Here is a 14,124-nt window from a genome sequence, read left to right as displayed (position 1 = left end):
CGCCGTGTCGCGTTCACACCTATTTGCGTACCGAATCCATGAAAACCTTTGACACCCGATCTGAATCCGTCTCGGACGTGGATGCGCTGTTCCGTCCTAATATCCGAGCCATGGAAGGTTACACGCCGGGCGAGCAACCGCAAGAGAGCGGCTTCGTCAAGTTGAACACCAACGAAAATCCGTATCCACCCTCGCCCAAGGTGGAGCAGGCGATTCGGCGGGCGCTGCTCCGCGGGTTGCAAAAGTATCCCGACCCCTTGGCAACGGCTTTTCGGGTAGCGGCGGGGAAAGTCTTCGGATTCGATCCCGACTGGATTTTGGCGGGCAACGGCAGCGACGATATCTTGACGATTTGCACGCGGGCGTTCGTGGGGACCGGGCACCGCATCCGCTACCCCTACCCGAGTTATCTCCTCTACGGCGTATTGGGGCGGTTGCAAGAGGCGAAGATCGAGGAGGTGATGTTCCGACCGGACTGGAACTTGCCCGAAGAATTCGCGGTACCGGAAGAGGACTTGCGTCTTTGTTACCTTCCCAATCCCAACAGCCCGTCGGGGACGATGATTCGCCCGCCAACGATCGAGGCTCTGGCGGAGCGGTTGCCGTGTCCGCTGCTGGTGGATGAGGCCTATGCCGATTTTGCCGACGAGAACTGCCTGGATTCCGTTCGGCGATGCCAACGAATTCTCGTATCGCGCACTTTGAGTAAATCGTATGCTTTGGCGGGCTTGCGTTTCGGCTTTTTGATCGCCCATCCCGATATCATCCGACAGCTTCGCAAAGTCAAGGATTCCTACAATTGCGATGCGTTATCCATCGCGGCGGCGACGGCGGCGATCGAGGATCAAGCGTGGTTGCGAGAAAACCGTGCGAAAATCCTGGCCACCCGGGCACGACTGAGCGCGGGATTGGGCGAGTTGGGATTCCAGGTGCTGGATTCGCAAGCGAATTTCGTGTGGTGCACCCACCAAGAACGGAAGGCCGAGGACCTTTTCGCGGCGCTGAAACGACAAAAGATACTGGTTCGCTACATGGTCTATCCGCGTTGGGGCGACGGACTGCGAATCACGGTGGGTACCGATGCCGAAATTGATACCTTGCTGGAAGCGCTGAAGCCCATCGTTTAGTCGCCGGATCGGAACGACCGGAGGCGATCGAGGATTGCCCTTCGCGAACGGCGACGCGACCGAACGGTCGGAGAAAACAAGCATGCAACGTGCGGCCCGAATCGAACGAAAAACTCAGGAAACCGGCATCGTACTGGAGTTGAATCTGGACGGGACGGGAGAATCCTCGATCCGGACGGGTGTCGGGTTCTTCGATCACATGCTGACCCTATTCGCCAAGCACGCCTGCGTGGATTTGGTCGTCGAGGCGGAGGGGGATTTGCACGTGGACGCCCATCACACGGTGGAGGATGTGGGCATCGTCCTGGGCCGGGCCTTCGCGACTGCTTTGGGCGAGAGAAAGGGCATTCGCCGCTACGGACATTGGACCTTGCCCATGGAGGAAAGCCTCGTCACCGCGGCGGTGGACTTCGGCGGTCGGGCGATGCTGGTGTTTCAGGTCGATTTTCCCAACCCCAAGATCGGAGACTTCGACTCGGAATTGACGGCCGAGTTTTGGCAGGCCTTCGCCAACAACGCCGCCGCCAACGTCCATTTGCAACTGCACTACGGGAAGAACGGTCATCACATTGCGGAGGCCGTCTTCAAGGCCGCGGCGCGGGCCGTTCGGCAGGCCGTGGAACTCGATCCCCGCTCGCCGGGGATTCCGAGCACGAAGGGCGTCCTCTAGCGAAGGGGACTCTCTCCGGTTCCGACGTCTCAGGCGGTCTTGGAGTCACCCCCAATCCAGACCGATGTCGACTGCGGGCACGCCTTGCGTCAGCGCCCCCACGCTGATGCGATCGACGCCCGTCTCGGCGATGGCGCGAACGGTCGCCAACCTCACGCCGCCGGATGCTTCGAGTTCCACCTCGGGAGCGACGGCGTCACGCAAGCGAACGGCTTGCGCGAGTTCTGGCGGAGTCATGTTGTCCAGCAGTACGATGTCCGGTCGCTCGGGCAGCACGGCCTGCAATTGATCGAAGGTATCGACTTCCACCTCGATCAAAGGCACACAGGCATCGGGGAGATGCCCCCCGGCGGGTAGGGAATGGAGGCATCGCGCTTTGGCGCGGGCGACGGCCTCTTTGGCGGCGGCCTCCGGCGAAAGTCCCAAGGACTCCGCCAACCACGCGATGTGGTTGTCCTTGATGAGCACCGCATCGGACAGGTTCATCCGGTGATTGCGACCGCCGCCGCATCGTACGGCATATTTCTCGAGCAGACGCCAACCGGGCGTCGTCTTTCGAGTGTCGTAGATGCGGGCGGACGTCCCGACCGTTGCGGCGACGAAACGGGCCGTGATTGTCGCCACGCCGAAGAGATGGGACAGGAAATTCAGGAGTGTCCGCTCGGCTTGCAACAGGCTCAAGACCGGGCCGGACAATTCTCCCAAGACGGAGCCTGCCGCAAGCTCCGCGCCGTCACGGGCGGTCGGTCGCCACAGCAAGTCGCCCGAATAAGCGGCGAGCCAAACGGGCGCGGCCTCCAGTCCGGCGGTCACGGCGTCCTCTCGCAAAACCAGTCGGGCCGTTCCCGCGGCCTCGGAAGAGATCAGCGCGCTCGAGGTAATGTCCCCGTCGGGGAGCAGGTCCTCCGCCTTGGCCGAGACTGCCAGACCGCGGACGATTTCCTCGAGCTCGCTTCCCCACGCAATCTGCCGGAAATCGCGGTCCATAGCGGGACAAACCTCCTCGATGATTCCAAGATTGGCAGCTACGGCCTAACCGGTCGTCGGCCGCGCACTAGTGTCGTGCCTCAAGCTACTCGCTCAGACTTCGCTCTATTATGATGGTGAGATCACCGTGAAGGTAAGCGGCGGGGGTGGTTCGCGACAACAATCGCCGCGACGGCGGCGGACGGTAGAAGGGGCGCGAATCTTGATCGGAAATCACCGCAAGGTTCGGCAACAACACTTTTCCGCGAGAGGATCGTGGTGGAGCGTCCGTGAGCAAGTGCCCTTGGCGGTCGGGTTGAGCTTGGCTTGGCTGGGCGTTGGAGTGTGGTGGGCGTTGCACGGCGGATGCTCTCGGCAAACGATCGATTTCGACCGTGCCTCGCCGCTCCGCGCGGAGTTCCGCGTGGACGTCAATACGGCAGACTGGCCCGAGCTCGCGCAGCTTCCCGGTGTGGGCGAGACCCTGGCTAAGCGCATCGTCGAATATCGCAGGCTGCACGGGCCGTTTTCGTCGCCCGCGGACGTGGGGAATGTCCCGGGCGTAGGGAGCAAGACGCTGAATCGAATCACGCCTTACTTGGTGATCAATGCTGAGCCGACTCCCGATTCGCCCGCCGAGGCCACGAAGGGGGAAGAATATCTGCTGGAATCGCCCCTCTCCCCGGCGGGATCGTCCCGCACTACGAATTAATCCGTCCGTTTAACGACCGTGCGGCGACTCGGAGAAACTTACGTTTGAGGCAAAAGCTGTATATAATCTGATATTGAGTCGTCGAACCTGGCATTGTCGCTTCACGTCTGTTCCGGTTGGATGGGGTTCGGTCGAACGGCGCAATCCCGCCCCAATCATTGCCGACTACATGCTCACGCGACCGGACTGGGCATCGCCGTTGACGGCGTAAGGCTGGGAGGCTCATTCTCGGCCGTATGTGTGCCGATTGTGCGGGTACCCCCCCAAGTAAGGGCAGGTAACGGACAAACGACTCAGCTTGGTCGGCCTCGGTGACAAGGCTTTCGTGAATTTCTTCGGTACGGTAGACACACGCAACATGGAAAAACAAGCAGTCCGCCCGCCCCTCTTGTATTCGCCGGAATTCGAGCACGATGCCTGCGGCGTCGGCGCGGTGGTCAACATTTCGGGCGCCCCGGAGCACCGCATCCTTGAGTTGGGCAAGCAAATTCTGATCAATCTGATGCACCGTGGGGCGGCGGTCGCGGACGAAACGACGGGGGACGGGGCGGGCATCCTCTTCCAAGTTCCCCACGACTTCTTTCTGGATATTGCGGAGGAGAATCATTTTTCGCTGCCCGAACGGGGACGCTACGGCGTGGCGATGGCCTTTCTGCCCCGTGATGACGATCCTCGGACGCGAAGCGAGGCGATCTTCGAGTCGGAGATCGTTCGGGCGGGCCTGAAGCTCATAGGAAGGCGCGAGGTGCCGACTTGCAGCGGGTGCATCGGCCCCATCGCCAAGGCCGCGGAACCCCTGATCTATCAATTCTTCGTGGACGGGGCGGGGCTGAGCGGTGACGAATTGGAGCGACGCCTGTTCATCATCCGCAAGCGGACCGAGCACCGCGTACGCAGGGAGTTGGGCGTCCTGGCCGCGGATTTCTACATTCCGTCCCTCTCCGCGCTCACGATTGTGTACAAGGGGATGTTCTTGGCCCCGCAGTTGGCGGCTTATTACCCCGATCTCAGCGACGAGCGGGTCCGCTCGGCCTTGGCGATCGTTCATCAGCGCTACAGCACCAACACGTTTCCGAGTTGGAAGTTGGCACAACCCTTCCGCATGGTCGCCCACAACGGCGAGATCAACACGCTGCGCGGGAACATCAATCATCTCGCCGCCCACGAAAAGAAGCTTGCGTCGCCATTGTTGCCGGAGGACTTGAGCGACATCCTGCCGGTTGTAGAACCGGGGGTCAGCGATTCGGCGGCGTTCGACAATTGCATGGAGTTGTTGGTCCGCGCTGGACGCTCCGCCCCGCACGCCCTGATGATGATGGTGCCGGAGGCGTTCGGTCCTCGCTACCACATCAGCATCGACAAGCGCGCCTTTTACGAGTACCACGCCGCCATTATGGAACCGTGGGACGGTCCCGCCGCGTTGATCTTCACGGACGGTCGCCTCGTGGGCGGAACGCTGGATCGCAACGGTCTGCGTCCCTGCCGCTACCTCGTTACCGATGACGGCTTAGCGGTATTGGCAAGCGAAACGGGGGTCGTGGACTTCCCCATCGAGCACGTCCGGGAGAAGGGGAGGCTTCAGCCCGGGCGCATGTTCCTGGTCGATACGGTCGAGCAACGCATCATTCCGGACAACGAAATCAAGGGAAATATATCACGGCGGCGGCCTTACCGCCGCTGGCTTCAGCAGAACCGCATCGAACTGCGGGGACTGTTTCTTCCTGCCCGGGAGGAGGAATATCACCCCGAGACTTTGAACCGTCGTCTGCGGCTTTTCGGATACACGGGGGAGGATTTGGGCCTGATCGTCGGTCCCATGGCCCGAGACGCGCAGGAACCCGTCGGTTCGATGGGGAATGATGCGGCCTTGCCGGTGGTTTCCCATCGGCCCAAGTTGTTGTTCTCCTATTTCAAACAGCTTTTCGCGCAGGTCACCAACCCGCCCATCGACCCATTCCGCGAGGGGCTGGTGATGTCGTTGATGGCCTTCGCCGGAAAGCAACGCAACCTGTTGGACGAGACCCCGGAACACTGCCGGCAACTCAAACTTCCGCACCCGATCTTGACCAACGAAGACGTGGCGAGGTTGCGGCAAGCCCATCACCCGGACCTGAAGACGGCGACAATACCGGCCCTTTTCCGCGTGGATCACGACCGCCCGGGCGAAGCGTTGCAGGAAGGGTTGGATCGCCTGCTGGCGGAGGCCGAGAAGGCTATCGAGGACGGGGTTTCGCTACTTATCATCAGCGATCGCGACGCCGATGAACGGCATGCGCCGATTCCATCGTTGCTGGCGACTTCGGCGTTGCACCATGGGCTATTACGGCGACAACTCCGCGACGAGGTGGGCTTCGTCGTGGAAAGCGGCGAGCCCCGCGAGGTCATGCACTTCTGCCTGCTCTGCGGCTACGGCGCCAATGCTGTCAATCCGTACTTGGCTTTCGAGGCCATCCAAAAACTTCACCGCGAAGGCGACTTGCCGACGATTCCCTCCGTCGATGAGGCGATCGACCGATACGTGACCGCGGTCAACAAGGGCATCCTCAAGACGATGTCCAAGATGGGCATCTCGACCCTGCGGAGCTACCACGCCGCCCAGCAGTTCGAGGCGGTGGGACTGCAATCCCTGCTCGTGGAACGCTATTTCACGGGGACGCCTTCGCGCATCGAGGGGCTTGGTCTGGACGAAATTGCCCGAGAGTCGTTGAAACGACACGCCGACGCTTTCGGCGCGCGGATGCCCGGCGAGTTGCCGATCGATTTCGGCGGCGAGTATCACGAGCGAATCGACGGGGAACGGCACCTTTGGAACGCCGACACCGTCACCAAGCTTCAGCACGCCGTGATCGAGAACTCGTGGGAGAAGTATTTGGAGTTCGCCGAACGGGTCAATCGGCAAAATCGCGATTTGTGTACCTTGCGGGGACTGTTCGAATTCGAACCGGGGGATCCCGTGCCTTTGGACGAAGTGGAGCCGGTTCGCGAAATCGTGAAGCGGTTCTACACGGGCGCCATGTCGCACGGTTCCATCAGCGCCGAAGCGCATGAGACGCTGGCCGTGGCGATGAATCGCCTGGGAGCGATGTCGAACACCGGCGAGGGCGGGGAGGATCCGAGACGCTATCGGCCCGGGCCGAACGGCGACAGCACGAATTGCGGCATCAAGCAGGTCGCCAGCGCCCGCTTCGGCGTCACGATCGAATATCTGTCCCAGGCCAAGATTCTGCAAATCAAAATGGCGCAGGGCGCCAAACCCGGAGAAGGCGGACAATTGCCGGGCCACAAAGTGACGGAAGAGATCGCTCGTCTGCGGCACTCCATTCCCGGTGTGTCCCTGATCTCGCCCCCGCCGCATCACGACATCTACTCGATCGAAGACCTGGCGCAATTGATCTACGATTTGAAATGCGCGAATCCGGGCGCCAAGGTCTCGGTCAAATTGGTGGCCGAGGTGGGCGTGGGAACCGTCGCCGCCGGTGTGGCCAAGGGAAACGCCGACGAGGTCTTGATCAGCGGTCACGACGGCGGAACCGGAGCCAGTCCTCTGTCCTCCATCAAGCACGCGGGCATTCCCTGGGAATTGGGGTTGGCCGAGACGCAGCAAACGCTCCTGCTCAACGGGTTGCGGGATCGCATCGTAGTGCAAGTGGACGGGCAAATGCGAACGGGACGCGACGTTGTGATCGGGGCGCTATTGGGTGCCGAACGTTTCGGCTTCGGCACCGCCGCCTTGGTCTCCCTCGGTTGCATTTTGATGCGCAAGTGCCATCTCGGAACGTGTCCCGTCGGCATCGCGACCCAAAGGCGGGATCTGCGCGATCGCTTCGCGGGAAAGGCGGAATACTTGGTGCGCTATCTGATCTTCGTGGCCGAGGAAATCCGCATGCTGATGGCGCAACTGGGCTTTCGCACGTTCGACGAAATGGTGGGTCGCGTGGACCGATTGAAGGTCCGCGCCGCCGTCGATCATTGGAAGGCCAAGGGATTGGACTTTTCGGCCGTGCTGGGGCAACCCAAGATCCCCCCCGACGCCCCCAGACGCTGCGTGCGCCCGCAGGCCGATAAGCACCAAGATCGTTTGGACGAGAGGCTGTTGCCGAAGTTGCGCGATGCGCTGGACGGGAAGGCCCCCATCCGCATGGAACTCCCGATCAGCAATACGGACCGGACCGTGGGGACGACCTTGAGCTACCACGTCGTGCGGCGGCACGGATCGCGAGGATTGCCCGAGGATTCCATCCACCTGGTGTTCCGCGGTTCCGCGGGGCAAAGTTTCGGGGCATTTCTCGCCCCGGGAATCACCCTGGAATTGATCGGCGACGCCAACGACTATTTGGGCAAGGGGCTATCCGGGGGAAAGATCATCGTACGCACGCCGGAAGGGGCGCCTTTCGATCCCGCCGAGAACGTCATCGTGGGCAACACTTTGCTGTACGGCGCTACCGCGGGCGAAGTCTTCATCAACGGCACGGCGGGGGAGCGGTTCGCCGTTCGCAACAGCGGCGCCGTCGCCGTGGTGGAGGGGTTGGGCGACCACGGATGCGAATACATGACCGGCGGCACGGTCGTGGTCCTGGGAAAGACGGGACGCAATTTCGCCGCGGGGATGAGCGGCGGCATCGCCTACGTCTTGGATGAGTATCAGTTGTTCGACACGCTTTGCAATCTCGACATGGTCGACATCGAGACCGTTTATGCGGCCGACGACCAGCGCGAGTTGCGACGGTTGATCAAGCGGCACGAGAGCCTGACGGGCAGTCGTCGGGCCAGGCAGATTTTGGATCTCTGGCCCGCCATGATCGGCCGATTCGTGAAGGTGATTCCCATCGAATTCCGGAAGGCCATGGAGAGAATTCGACAGCAGGAACAGGCCCGCGCCGAGCAGCCGCCCGCAACGGAGGAGGTCTTCAGTGGGTAATCCGACCGGCTTCATCGAATATTCGCGAGTGGAATTGCCGCATCGGCCCGTCAACGAGCGGATTCGTGACTGGCGCGAGTTCGACTTGCCCTTGGCGGAACGCGTCTTGAACGAGCAGGCCGCTCGCTGCATGGACTGCGGGATCCCGTTCTGTCACGTGGCGGGGTGTCCCGTTCTCAATCGCATTCCTGAATTCAATGATCTGGTGTATCGCGGTAAATGGGCGAGCGCGGCGGAGAATCTGCACTCGACGAACAATTTTCCGGAATTCACCGGCCGCGTGTGTCCCGCTCCCTGCGAGGCCGCCTGTACCCTTTCCATCAACGACAAGCCGGTCCACATCAAACATATCGAATATCAAATCGCGGAATGGGCATTCCGCGAACGATGGATTCGGCCGCTCAAACCCGCCTCGCGGAGCGGGAAGCGGGCGGCGATCATCGGATCCGGACCGGCGGGCCTGGCCGCGGCCCAGCAACTGAATCGATTCGGACACGAGGTCGTCGTTTTCGAAAAGTCGGACCGTATCGGCGGTTTGCTGCGGTACGGCATTCCCGACTTCAAGCTCGAAAAATTCATCATCGACCGCCGGTTGGAGCAGATGGTGGCGGAAGGCGTCCGTTTCGAACCGAACGTCTGTGCCGGGCGCGATCTCTCCGCCGACTATTTGAAGCGGTCGTTCGACGTGATCCTTTTGGCCATGGGGGCGGGCAAACCGCGAGCGCTCAACGTGCCCGGCGCCGACGCCGACGGGGTCCACTTCGCGATGGACTTCTTAACGCAGCAGAACCGCCGCGCGGCGGGTGATGCCATCCCCACCGAAGGTCCCGGAGCTATTTACGCCCGAGACAAGCATGTCGTCGTGATCGGCGGGGGCGACACCGGGAGCGACTGCGTGGGGACTTCCATTCGGCAAGGCGCCAAGTCGGTCCTTCAGATCGAGATTCTCCCCAAACCGCCCGAGAGCAAGAACCCCGAGACGCCGTGGCCGCTTTGGCCGCGGATCATGCGAACCTCGTCCTCTCACGAGGAAGGTTGCGAGCGGCGCTGGAGCGTCTTGACGAAGGCCCTCTCCGTGCACGAAGGTCGCGTGACGCACCTCCACGCTTGCGAGGTGGAATGGTATCGCGACGCGAACGGATGGCAGATGCGAGAAAAGCCGGGAACGGAGTTCACCGTCCCGGCAGACCTCGTGCTGCTCGCGATGGGCTTTGTGCACGTGGAAGCCGAGGGTTTAATCGAGGAACTCGGCGTCGAACGCGACCGGCGCGGCAATGTGATCGTGAAGAACTGGATGACCTCCGTTCCGAGAATCTTCGCCGCGGGAGATACCGTCCGCGGGGCCTCGCTGGTCGTCCATGCCATCTATCAGGGCCGGCAAGCGGCCCAAGCGATCCATCAGTTCGTGCTCAATTCCTGAAATCCCGCGCCCGCGCTCCCGTTGGATTCAAGTGCGGGACTCGGTTTCCCGAGGCTGCGCGTCGCCGCCCGATTTCGCGCCGTGGTCCTCCGCGGCGGGCTTCTTGAGAGCACGCTCCAAACGCTCCAATCGCTTTTGCAGTTCATCCAACCGACGCTCCGCGTTGCGCAGGCGCTCCGCATCTCCTTCGGGCAACGAACCCAAGGGCGTCTTCAATACGCCGTCGGGAACCGGACGGACGACCTTCGGCAATTCCAAACCACGCTCGATCCAGCCTCGTCCGCTGAGCAGGCGTTCCACGTGAGGGCGAACATCGGCGGGAAGTTTGTCCAGCTCATTCTCCGTCACTTCCCACGTCTTATCCCCCTGCTTGACTACGATCTTCGTCGGCTCGTCGCCCGACTTGGTGATCGTGATCACCATGCCTTCCGGCAACTTGGGCGAACGCCACGGGGGCATCACAGTGCCGGGATGCAGAAAGCGGAACGTCAACGGCGGTTGGCCCGGCTGCAATCGGAAGTTCTCAAACCACTTTTCCCAAGCCTGGGGATCGACCTCCGGGCTGAACGGTGGGGGAGTAAGGTCTTGTTTCGGCCGAGGCTCCGGCGTGACCGATAGCTCCATGTTCTTGCCGCCGCGTAGGATTCGGAGCGTCAGCGGCTTGTCTGCGGCGGCATGGACCTCATTCACCAGGTCGGCGGGTGATTGCAAGGACTTGTCGCCCGCTTGCAGCAAGATGTCGTGAACACGCACGCCCGCCTTTTCAGCGGGTCCTTCCTTGACCACATCCTCAACCAACAAGCCGGTGTTTTCCGGAAGCTCGAGATGGGCTCGCAGGACCTCCGGTACCGGTCCGCACAGGACGCCGAGCCAATAATCGTCGGCCTTGGGCGGGGCGTTGTCTTCGGCCCATACGCCCCCGGCGCTGAACGACGCCGCCCCTAGAAGTGCGATGACGGCGATCCAACGATACGCATTTTTTTGCGACATGACGATACCTCCTTACAAATCTCGACCGTTTCCGCAAGTCGATTGGAAAACACGCTGAGAGTCACTAACCTCGATCGCACGAGGTGGACACGCGGAGCCTCCCTCGTCGCACGGCAACCCCGCCTTCGTCGGCCGATCGAAGACGCGAGGAGCGTGCCCGAGCAAAGCCTTAAGTCCGCACGGGAACTCTATGGAAGACTATTGGTAATTCCGGTTGCCGACATATTTGATTTGCAGATTATCGACGGGAAACACGGTACGGCTTCCGTCCGGCATGTCCACCGGGACGTATTGCCGCTGATGTTCGACGGCATGCCCGCTCTGCCGCAGGGAATCGACGAACTGGGGCAGCGGCAGGTAAGGTCCCGGCGGAGCGGCGGAGGCCGCGGTCGGGTGCTCGGAGTCGAGGACCGGAAGATCGACCATCGTCATGGCTCCGTCCGGTCCGACTCCCAGGGGCACCGAGACCAGTCGCCACGGCGACGCTACCGACTGTTGGGGACCGTTCTCAGCAGGTGAAACAGGTGAAACGGGAGTAGTCGGGGTGGCGGGGCTGATCGCGGAATTGCCGGCCAAGTCCACGCGAGGCTCCAGGGCGGAAGGCCCCGTCCGCGGAATCCCTTGACCGAGCCACCTGCCTAGGACCAATGCGATCATGAAGACCGCGGCTAAGGCCGCAACTTCCAAAACCCATCGCTGGGCGGCCCATCGCGGACCGAAGGCCGATGCCTTCTCCGCGCGGGCGATGAACCGAGTTGGGGCGGACTCGTCCTCCGATTCCCGAAAGGGCGGTTGCGTATCCCGGTCCCCGGCGAGCAATTCGCCCATCGACTGACGCCAAGCTTGGGCCTCCAAAAAGGTCATGGCAAGTCGGCGCCAACCGTCGTCGGTCGAATCGAGTCGGCTCAGAAACTCGCGACGAGCTTCTTCCGCCAACTCGCCGTCCACCAGCAAATCCGCCAACTCTTGCGACCATTGCATTGGAATCTTTTCCGGCCGATTCATGGTTACCAGCCTTCAACGAATTGCCCCGTCAGTCGTGTTTATCAACCCGAAGGGTTCCGCGGTTGCGGGTTCCCAATGCTGCTTTTCTTCGGTGTTTTCCGTCCGCTCCGGAATTCTTCGGCTACTCGGCTTGGGCCCACGGTTTCACGAGGAATCCGGCGAGGACTTTGCCGCGGCGGAGTTTCCCATTCGGCCCTCGATTTCGCTCCGCAATCGGCTCCGAGCGCGATGCAGCCTGGCCTGAGCGGCGGAGAAGCTGATTCCCAGTCGCTCGGCGATTTGTTCGTACGAGAGGTCTTCCGCGTATTTCATGAGAAGAACCTCCGCGTCGCGCGCCGGTAAGCGTGCCATGGCCTCGCGGACCAACCTCATCCGTTCTCCGCGTAGCAGCCATTCCAAAGGATCACCGGGCGACCCGCCGGAATCGCCGACTTTTTGCCGGTAACGATCCAGCAGTTTTCGCCGCCTGCCCTGACGCCGCCGATAAAGCAGCGATTGCAGCACCGCCAGACGATACAGCCAATGCGCCACTTTTGCCGGGTCGTGGATGGGCGCTTTTTGGCGTACCGCCTCCAGGGCCACCTCTTGCATCACCTCTTCGACGGCCTGCGGTTCCCCCACTCGCGCAAACACGACCGCTCGCAGCCAGCGGGTATGCTTGCGGAGTTCCGCATCCCAATCGATTTCAACGGCGTCGGGCGTCCGGAGCACTTGGTTATCATTCCCGGAGTCGATCATTCGACCGTCCTATCCATTCGTTACCGCTCGGCGTGGTTCTGTTGTGTCCATGCACCGGTTTTGTCCGATCGGCACGCCCAACGCAAGCCCGCCGGGACGCCATACATTTTGAAGTCCTCGCCTTGGAGCGGAATAGACGCGACGTACCTTGTCGCCCCGGTTCAGCAGGTAGCTCGCAGGTGTTGTTATTAAATACCCTTGTGGTGTTGGTTGTTTCCGTGTGTTAAGGAACCTTAACCCGCAACTCCCAGCGTTCGCATTTGCCGCAACATTGCCGGTTACGGGGTTTCTGTTTGACAGGGCAATTTGCGTGAATTTATACTAGGGCTACACGCCGGTCGGTGCGACAGCGAGATCGTAGTTAGCCTAGCAGTGTCCGCGACCGATTGGCAGAGGAATTTCGGTCAAGCGACAAAATCGGCCCGATGGGCGCGATGTCGAAGGGAACGGTCGTCTTTTCCCAAGAGAAGGTCGTCTTATGAACCTGGTCGGGAAGATCTTCGTGGTGCTCATTTTCGTGATGAGCCTGGTGTTCATGTCTTTCGCCATCATGGTGTATTCGGCGCACATCAATTGGCGAGAGGTCGTGGAAAACAGCACCGCGACGCCGGACAAGCCGTTGGGCTTGAAGTTGCAAGTCCAAAACGCGCGGCAGGAGAACGATCGGCTCAAGGCCGAACTGGATGAACTGACCAAACGTCTGGATTCGGAAATCGCCGCGAAACGTGCTCAACTGGCGAAATTGGAAGCCGAGCGCGACGATCTCAAACGCGAATTGGATCAGCGGATGCAGGAATTGACGGCACTGACGCAGCAAGAGCGTGAGGCCGTCGCCGCCATGCAAGCCGCGCATCAAACGTTGGCCGCGCGGACCAACGAGGTCAACACGTTGCGGGCGGACTTGCAGCAGGCGCAACAGGATCGTCACGATAGCCTGATTCGGTTGGTGAGCCGGACCGATGAACTCCATCAAACGGCCAATGAACTGCGGACCTTGAAAGACCAATCCACGGTGTTGGCCCAGGACCTGGCCAAGGCCCGCGAAGTGCTGGCAAAATTCAATTTGAAGGGTGAGCCGGGCGCTTACCTCGACCAACCGCCGCAGGTGGAAGGTGTGGTCCTGGCCGCTCCCGGTAATAACCTCGTCGAAATCTCGCTCGGCTCCGATGACGGCCTGGCCAAAGGGCACCGCTTGGAGGTGTTCCGTTTGGCGGGCGGCGAAGGCAAGTATCTGGGTCGCGTGGAAGTCATCCGCACGGAACCCGACCGCGCGGTTTGCCAGATCGTTCCCGAGTACAACCGCGGCCCCATTCAGCAAGGAGATCGCGTTGCAAGCAAACTTGAGTAATCCTCAACAGTACCGGCCGCCGCGGGCCGACATTTATACGGTCCTGTTGGCGATTGCTTTGGTGGCGGTGATCGTGGGTTGCGTCTTCCTCTTTTTGGAGGTCTCGGATTACGGCAGCCCACCCTATCCCGAAGGCGGGGTGACGGTTCAAACCGGTTCCGTGCCGGGATCAACCCTGGCCGAAGCGGGTCGACCGTATCCCTTTTCGGACTTCGGTTTGACCGCTTGAA

The 14,124-nt window shown here is 61.4% G+C and carries 11 protein-coding genes; 7 read left to right on the top strand and 4 right to left on the bottom strand.

Annotated elements, in window-relative coordinates; translation table 11 throughout:
- Window positions 1-38: 38 nt before the first annotated feature.
- Window positions 39-1,127, top strand: a complete 1,089-nt coding sequence (gene hisC / locus ACYQ6J_RS10770) for a histidinol-phosphate transaminase (protein WP_460184189.1) — start codon at window positions 39-41, stop codon at window positions 1,125-1,127.
- A gap of 82 nt (window positions 1,128-1,209) precedes the next feature.
- Window positions 1,210-1,797 (top strand): imidazoleglycerol-phosphate dehydratase HisB, encoded by a 588-nt coding sequence (hisB, locus tag ACYQ6J_RS10765; protein ID WP_460184188.1) that lies wholly within the window; start codon window positions 1,210-1,212, stop codon window positions 1,795-1,797.
- Window positions 1,798-1,842: 45 nt separating this feature from the next.
- On the opposite strand, the gene nadC is transcribed toward hisB, so the two are convergent.
- Window positions 1,843-2,784: a carboxylating nicotinate-nucleotide diphosphorylase gene (nadC, locus tag ACYQ6J_RS10760; RefSeq protein WP_460184187.1), complete on the bottom strand. Its 942-nt coding sequence runs from the start codon at window positions 2,782-2,784 to the stop codon at window positions 1,843-1,845.
- A gap of 202 nt (window positions 2,785-2,986) precedes the next feature.
- On the opposite strand from nadC, the gene ACYQ6J_RS10755 reads away from it, so the two are divergent.
- The 3 genes from ACYQ6J_RS10755 to ACYQ6J_RS10745 all read left to right on the top strand — a co-directional run bounded on the left by ACYQ6J_RS10755 (window position 2,987) and on the right by ACYQ6J_RS10745 (window position 9,813).
- Complete coding sequence (locus tag ACYQ6J_RS10755; RefSeq protein ID WP_460184186.1) at window positions 2,987-3,475, top strand: ComEA family DNA-binding protein; 489 nt, start codon at window positions 2,987-2,989, stop codon at window positions 3,473-3,475.
- A 358-nt stretch (window positions 3,476-3,833) separates the two neighbouring features.
- A complete protein-coding gene (gltB, locus tag ACYQ6J_RS10750) occupies window positions 3,834-8,393 on the top strand; it encodes a glutamate synthase large subunit (RefSeq protein WP_460184185.1) in 4,560 nt (1,519 codons plus the stop codon).
- Window positions 8,386-9,813, top strand: a complete 1,428-nt coding sequence (locus ACYQ6J_RS10745) for a glutamate synthase subunit beta (protein WP_460184184.1) — start codon at window positions 8,386-8,388, stop codon at window positions 9,811-9,813. The genes gltB and ACYQ6J_RS10745 overlap by 8 nt, the downstream gene beginning before the upstream one ends.
- A 27-nt stretch (window positions 9,814-9,840) precedes the next feature.
- Here the strand turns inward: ACYQ6J_RS10745 and ACYQ6J_RS10740 are convergent, their stop codons facing one another.
- From ACYQ6J_RS10740 to ACYQ6J_RS10730, 3 genes are all read right to left on the bottom strand, one after another.
- Window positions 9,841-10,803, bottom strand: coding sequence for a S1C family serine protease (locus ACYQ6J_RS10740; RefSeq protein WP_460184183.1), 963 nt, complete (start codon window positions 10,801-10,803; stop codon window positions 9,841-9,843).
- Between the two features lie 198 nt (window positions 10,804-11,001).
- Window positions 11,002-11,784: a hypothetical protein gene (locus ACYQ6J_RS10735; protein WP_460184182.1), complete on the bottom strand. Its 783-nt coding sequence runs from the start codon at window positions 11,782-11,784 to the stop codon at window positions 11,002-11,004.
- 168 nt (window positions 11,785-11,952) lie between these two features.
- Window positions 11,953-12,546, bottom strand: a complete 594-nt coding sequence (locus ACYQ6J_RS10730; RefSeq protein WP_460184181.1) for an RNA polymerase sigma factor — start codon at window positions 12,544-12,546, stop codon at window positions 11,953-11,955.
- A 478-nt stretch (window positions 12,547-13,024) separates the two neighbouring features.
- Here ACYQ6J_RS10730 and ACYQ6J_RS10725 point away from each other — a divergent pair, with 478 nt between their 5' ends.
- Entirely contained in the window at window positions 13,025-13,894 is an 870-nt protein-coding gene (locus ACYQ6J_RS10725; RefSeq protein ID WP_460184180.1) for a hypothetical protein, read from the top strand.
- On the top strand, window positions 13,875-14,123 hold the full coding sequence (locus ACYQ6J_RS10720) for a hypothetical protein (RefSeq protein WP_460184179.1): 249 nt from the start codon (window positions 13,875-13,877) through the stop codon (window positions 14,121-14,123). The genes ACYQ6J_RS10725 and ACYQ6J_RS10720 overlap by 20 nt, the downstream gene beginning before the upstream one ends.
- Window position 14,124: the final 1 nt, after the last annotated feature.

This window comes from Thermopirellula anaerolimosa (genome assembly GCF_054657335.1).
Note: the sequence above shows the minus strand (reverse complement) of the source record. Positions and strands in the feature narration are given on the sequence as shown.

Excerpts from the sequence above, each read along its gene's own strand:
- ACYQ6J_RS10740 (WP_460184183.1), bottom strand. The coding sequence starts at position 10,803 with ATGTCGCAAAAAAATGCGTATCGTTGGATCGCCGTCATCGCACTTCTA.
- ACYQ6J_RS10730 (WP_460184181.1), bottom strand. The coding sequence starts at position 12,546 with ATGATCGACTCCGGGAATGATAACCAAGTGCTCCGGACGCCCGACGCC.
- nadC (WP_460184187.1), bottom strand. The coding sequence starts at position 2,784 with ATGGACCGCGATTTCCGGCAGATTGCGTGGGGAAGCGAGCTCGAGGAA.
- ACYQ6J_RS10735 (WP_460184182.1), bottom strand. The coding sequence starts at position 11,784 with ATGCAATGGTCGCAAGAGTTGGCGGATTTGCTGGTGGACGGCGAGTTG.
- gltB (WP_460184185.1), top strand. The coding sequence starts at position 3,834 with ATGGAAAAACAAGCAGTCCGCCCGCCCCTCTTGTATTCGCCGGAATTC.
- ACYQ6J_RS10725 (WP_460184180.1), top strand. The coding sequence starts at position 13,025 with ATGAACCTGGTCGGGAAGATCTTCGTGGTGCTCATTTTCGTGATGAGC.
- hisC (WP_460184189.1), top strand. The coding sequence starts at position 39 with ATGAAAACCTTTGACACCCGATCTGAATCCGTCTCGGACGTGGATGCG.
- hisB (WP_460184188.1), top strand. The coding sequence starts at position 1,210 with ATGCAACGTGCGGCCCGAATCGAACGAAAAACTCAGGAAACCGGCATC.